This is a genomic window from Giesbergeria sp. (assembly GCF_028686475.1).
Classification (GTDB): domain Bacteria; phylum Pseudomonadota; class Gammaproteobacteria; order Burkholderiales; family Burkholderiaceae_C; genus Simplicispira.
In genome coordinates this window covers 1-4,426 of the sequence record NZ_JAQUCA010000053.1, presented here as the reverse complement: position 1 = coordinate 4,426, position 4,426 = coordinate 1, and the positions used below count along the sequence as shown (strand labels likewise).

General features: G+C 58.9%; 5 protein-coding genes and 1 other RNA gene. 5 read left to right on the top strand and 1 reads right to left on the bottom strand.

Annotation, left to right across the window (positions count from 1 at the left end):
- A partial coding sequence (locus tag PHX60_RS15795) for a transposase (protein ID WP_300079713.1) occupies positions 1-695 on the top strand: 695 nt, incomplete at its 5' end.
- A gap of 14 nt (positions 696-709) precedes the next feature.
- Here the strand turns inward: PHX60_RS15795 and ffs are convergent.
- Positions 710-806: signal recognition particle sRNA small type (gene ffs / locus PHX60_RS15790), an RNA gene on the bottom strand.
- Between the two features lie 65 nt (positions 807-871).
- On the opposite strand from ffs, the gene dnaX reads away from it, so the two are divergent.
- From dnaX to PHX60_RS15770, 4 genes are read left to right on the top strand one after another with little or no spacing between them, the layout of a single operon-like run.
- Positions 872-2,719, top strand: a complete 1,848-nt coding sequence (gene dnaX / locus PHX60_RS15785; RefSeq protein WP_300079711.1) for a DNA polymerase III subunit gamma/tau — start codon at positions 872-874, stop codon at positions 2,717-2,719.
- Between the two features lie 57 nt (positions 2,720-2,776).
- Positions 2,777-3,109, top strand: coding sequence for a YbaB/EbfC family nucleoid-associated protein (locus PHX60_RS15780; protein WP_300079708.1), 333 nt, complete (start codon positions 2,777-2,779; stop codon positions 3,107-3,109).
- A gap of 27 nt (positions 3,110-3,136) precedes the next feature.
- On the top strand, positions 3,137-3,730 hold the full coding sequence (recR, locus tag PHX60_RS15775) for a recombination mediator RecR (protein WP_300079705.1): 594 nt from the start codon (positions 3,137-3,139) through the stop codon (positions 3,728-3,730).
- 30 nt (positions 3,731-3,760) lie between these two features.
- Positions 3,761-4,339 carry a phospholipase D-like domain-containing protein gene (locus PHX60_RS15770; protein ID WP_300079702.1) on the top strand — a complete coding sequence of 193 codons (579 nt, stop codon included), beginning with the start codon at positions 3,761-3,763 and terminating at the stop codon, positions 4,337-4,339.
- Positions 4,340-4,426 lie beyond the last annotated feature (87 nt).

The following is a 4,426-nucleotide window of genomic DNA, read 5'->3' as shown; positions in this document are numbered from 1 at the left end:
CACTGGCCTATGACTGGGGCGTGGAGAGATTCCTGTCGGGCGTAACGCACAGCGGCGAGCTGGAGAACATTGACAACCCGCGCTGGTGGCAACAGGAAAAGGAGCAGGCCATCCGGTTGCAGCAAGCCGTCTCAAGCAAGAGCAACAAGCGCTCTAACCGTAGAAAGAAGGCCGTGCGCCGCTTGGCCGCTGCTCGGGCCAAGGTAGCGCGCAAGCGGTTGGACTGGGCACACCAGCAAACGGCAGCGCTGGCGGGCAAATATGCCTTGGTAGCAACGGAAGAACTCACGCTCAAGAACATGACCCGCAGTGCCGTTGGCACTGTGGAAGAACCGGGCAAGCAGGTAGCGCAAAAGGCAGGCTTGAACCGGGAAATACTGGACACCGCTCCGGGGCTGTTCACTTCACTATTTCGCTACAAAGTGCTGGAAACTGGTGGCGAATGGGTAGATGCTCCAACCCGCAAGCTTAAACCCAGCCAGCGCTGCCCCCAGTGCTGGCATGTGGCCAAAAAGCAGCTCTCACAAAGAATGCACTGCTGCGAACAATGCGGGCACCAAGAGAACAGAGATACGGCTTCAGCGCGTGTAGTGTTGCGCTGGGCTTTGGAATCAATATCCGGTCAGGAACTGGCCGAGACGGGAGTTTATGGCTCCCGTGAAACTCCATCCTTTGCAACGCATAGGGTGGAGTAGTTCATAAAAAGAGGTTTGACGAGCCTTACCCCCGGCACTGTCTCTGCGGTTAGGGCTGCTTGGTTCCCCACCTGACCCGGTTGGCCGCTTCCCCATGCGGGGAGGCCCGTCAGCGGCAATTGTAATCTATTCGCCAACGCCCCAGCTGTCAGCGCGGGCACATAGAATCGCCCCCTATGTCTTACATCGTGCTCGCCCGCAAATACCGTCCGCGTAACTTCACCGAAATGGTGGGGCAAGAGCACGTCGTGCAAGCCCTGAGCAATGCCCTGACGCAGCAGCGTTTGCACCATGCCTATCTGTTCACTGGCACACGCGGTGTAGGCAAGACCACGGTGTCGCGCATTTTGGCCAAATCGCTCAACTGCCAAGGCCCAGATGGACAAGGGGGCATCACAGCCACGCCCTGTGGTGTCTGCCAAGCCTGCCAAGACATCGACACGGGCCGCTTTGTCGATTACACCGAGTTGGATGCCGCCTCGAATCGGGGGGTGGACGAGGTGCAGCAATTGCTAGAGCAGGCGGTGTACAAGCCGGTACAAGGGCGCTTCAAGGTCTTCATGATTGACGAAGTGCATATGCTGACCAACACGGCTTTCAATGCCATGCTCAAAACTTTGGAGGAGCCGCCCGAATACCTCAAGTTTGTGCTGGCCACCACCGACCCGCAAAAAGTGCCGGTCACGGTGTTATCGCGTTGTTTGCAATTTAACCTGCGCCCGATGGCCCCCGAGACGGTGCTAGAGCATCTCGTGCGCGTATTGGCGGCAGAACAGGTGCCCGCCGAGTTACCCGCGCTGCGCTTGCTGGCCCGGGCGGCGCGGGGTTCCATGCGCGATGCCTTATCCCTGACTGACCAAGCCATTGCCTTTGGCAGCGGCCAATTGCAAGAAGCGGCAGTGCGTTTGATGCTGGGGGCGGTAGATCGTAGCCATGTGTTTCGCCTGCTAGAAGCGCTGGCGCGGGGCGATGGCAAAACCGTGGTCGATATGGCCGAGTTGCTGCGCCTGCATGGGGTATCGGCAGCAGCTACTTTAGAAGATATGTCGGCCATTTTGCAGCGTATGGCCGTATTGCAAGCCGTGCCTGAGCGCGCCAGTGCCGCCATCGAAAGCCAAGACCCGGACGAAGCCGAAACCGCCCGTTTGGCCGCTCTATTGCCTGCCGACGAAACCCAGTTGCTTTACAGCATCTGCCTGCATGGCCGCGCAGAATTGGGTTTGGCCCCCGATGAATATGCCGCCCTGACGATGGTGCTGCTGCGCCTGTTGGCCTTCAAACCGGCCACGCCGGTGGCCGCTACGGCTATGCCCAGCGCAGCTGTCCCCGTTGCCACGCCGGTGCAGACAGCAGCGCCCATCGCGCGGCCCAGCCCTGCGCCCCCTGCGCCGCCCCCTTTGCCATCCCCGGCGCTGCCGCCACCGCCACCTCCCCCAGTGCTTACCGCGCCCGCGCCCGTGGCACCACCCGCAGGCCCGCTGCCTTGGGAAGATGCCCCCCCCGCCCCACCCACACCGGCCCCAGTGGCTGCACCCACTGCACCCACTTTGGCGATAGAGGCCACGCCAGCCACTGCGCTTGCGCCCGTTGCGCCGTCAGTGCCGCCAGCAGCATCCGCAGCACCGGCAGAGACTAGCACCGCCTTGGACGACCATTGGGCCAGCGTGGTGCAAGCGCTGGTAGCCGCTGAGGCCATCACCGCTTTGGCGCGTGAATTGGCTTTGCAGTCACAATTGGTGGCTTGCACCGAAACCCAGTGGTGCTTGCGTACCGAACGCGCTTCGCTCAACCAGCCTGTGGCGCGTGAACGCCTAACATCGGCTTTGCAAGCAGCGGGCCACCAGCTCACAGAATTGCAGATTGAGCAAGGGCCAACCAACGATACTCCCGCGCGCCGCCAAACTGCCACCGAGCAGGCGCGGCAAGCACAGGCCCAAGCCACGGTGTTGGCCGATGCCCGCGTGCAAACTTGGATGCGCGATTTTGCTGCCCATATCGTGCCCGGTAGCATCAAACCCGGCTAAAAAATCGCTACGACACCGTTTTTATTTTTTCGACACCATCCACCAAAAGGAACTTACATGTTTAACAAAGGACAACTGGCTGGCTTAATGAAACAAGCCCAAGCCATGCAAGACAACCTGAAAAAAGCCCAAGACGAGTTAGGCTCGGTCGAAGTGCAGGGCGAATCGGGCGCAGGTTTGGTCAAAGTGACCATGACTTGCAAACACGATGTCAAGCGCGTCACCATTGACCCCAGCTTGCTGGCCGAAGACAAAGACATGCTCGAAGATTTGGTCGCTGCCGCTTTCAATGCGGCGGTACGCAAGGCCGAAGAAACCTCACAAGAAAAAATGGCCAAAATCACCGCTGGTATGCCCGGCCTGCCCGGTGGCATGAAGTTTCCGTTCTAAGCCACGCGCCTTCACCTTTGTTGGCGCATGACGGCATCCAGCCACGGCCTAGAAGCCCTCATCCATGCCTTGCGCTGCCTGCCGGGCGTGGGGGCTAAATCAGCAGCGCGCATGGCCTTTCATCTGTTGCAGCGCGACCATGCCGGGGCTTTGCAGCTATCGCAAGCCTTGGCCCATGCAGTGCAAACGCTGCGCCATTGCCAGCGCTGCTACACCTTCACCGAAGCGCCCATTTGCGCCACCTGCCTAGATACTGCCCGCGACACTGGCCGCTTGTGCGTGGTCGAAACCCCGGCAGACCAAGCGGCGATGGAGCGCACCGGGGCTTTTAACGGGCTGTATTTTGTGCTGATGGGACGCATCAGCCCACTCGACGGTATCGGCCCGAAAGAAATTGGCCTACAAAAACTGCTAGAGCGTGCCAGCGATGGCTTGGTACAAGAAGTAATTTTGGCCACCAATTTCACCGCAGAAGGCGAAACCACGGCCCACATCATCAGCCAAGCCCTTCAAGCGCGCGGCTTGCGTGTCACGCGCTTGGCGCGCGGGGTACCGGTGGGCAGTGAATTGGAGTATGTGGACTTGGGCACCATCGCCCACGCCTTGGCCGAACGCCGCTAAAGGCAAAAAAAAAGCCATGACAATGGCTGCATGGCTTCACATCTTCCTTATCCCCAGCATTACGGCATCCGAGACAACCACTCCCGAGGCAATGTAGCTGCCTTTCTGGCGAACAAAATCAGCGCTGGCAGTAGTCTTTCTGTGGTGTCGGCCTATTTCACCATTTACGCTTACGCTGCACTGGCCGAGCAACTCGACCAAGTAACGCACCTGAATTTTCTGTTTGGCGAGCCTAGCTTTATTGCCTCGCTAGACCCCGAAAAAACCGATAAAAAAGCCTTCCAGATTGAAGACCAAGGCTTAGAGCTGTCTAACCGCTTGCAACAAAAAGACGTAGCGCGCCGCTGCGCCGAGTGGATTCGGGACAAGGTAGAAATCCGCTCGGTGCGCCAAGCTAATTTGCTGCATGGCAAGCTGTACCACATTGACGATGGCAAGCGCGAACATGCGCTGCTGGGCAGCTCCAACTTTACGCGCAGTGGGTTGGGGCTGGCCAACACGTCCAACATTGAATTGAACCTGATTGTCGATAGCGACCGCGACCGCGCCGACCTGAAACAATGGTTTGATACCGTTCTGCAATACCTACGCAAATCTAATCATTTCTGATTAAATCTACCGATTGCTTCCTGCTTCACAGAGGCTGGTTTCACTCGGGTCTTACGACCCAAGCCAGTGCCTTCCTCTCCACAGGCT

Coding starts and splice junctions, on each gene's coding strand:
- PHX60_RS15780 (WP_300079708.1), top strand. CDS start 2,777: ATGTTTAACAAAGGACAACTGGCTGGCTTAATGAAACAAGCCCAAGCC.
- recR (WP_300079705.1), top strand. CDS start 3,137: ATGACGGCATCCAGCCACGGCCTAGAAGCCCTCATCCATGCCTTGCGC.
- PHX60_RS15770 (WP_300079702.1), top strand. CDS start 3,761: ATGGCTTCACATCTTCCTTATCCCCAGCATTACGGCATCCGAGACAAC.
- dnaX (WP_300079711.1), top strand. CDS start 872: ATGTCTTACATCGTGCTCGCCCGCAAATACCGTCCGCGTAACTTCACC.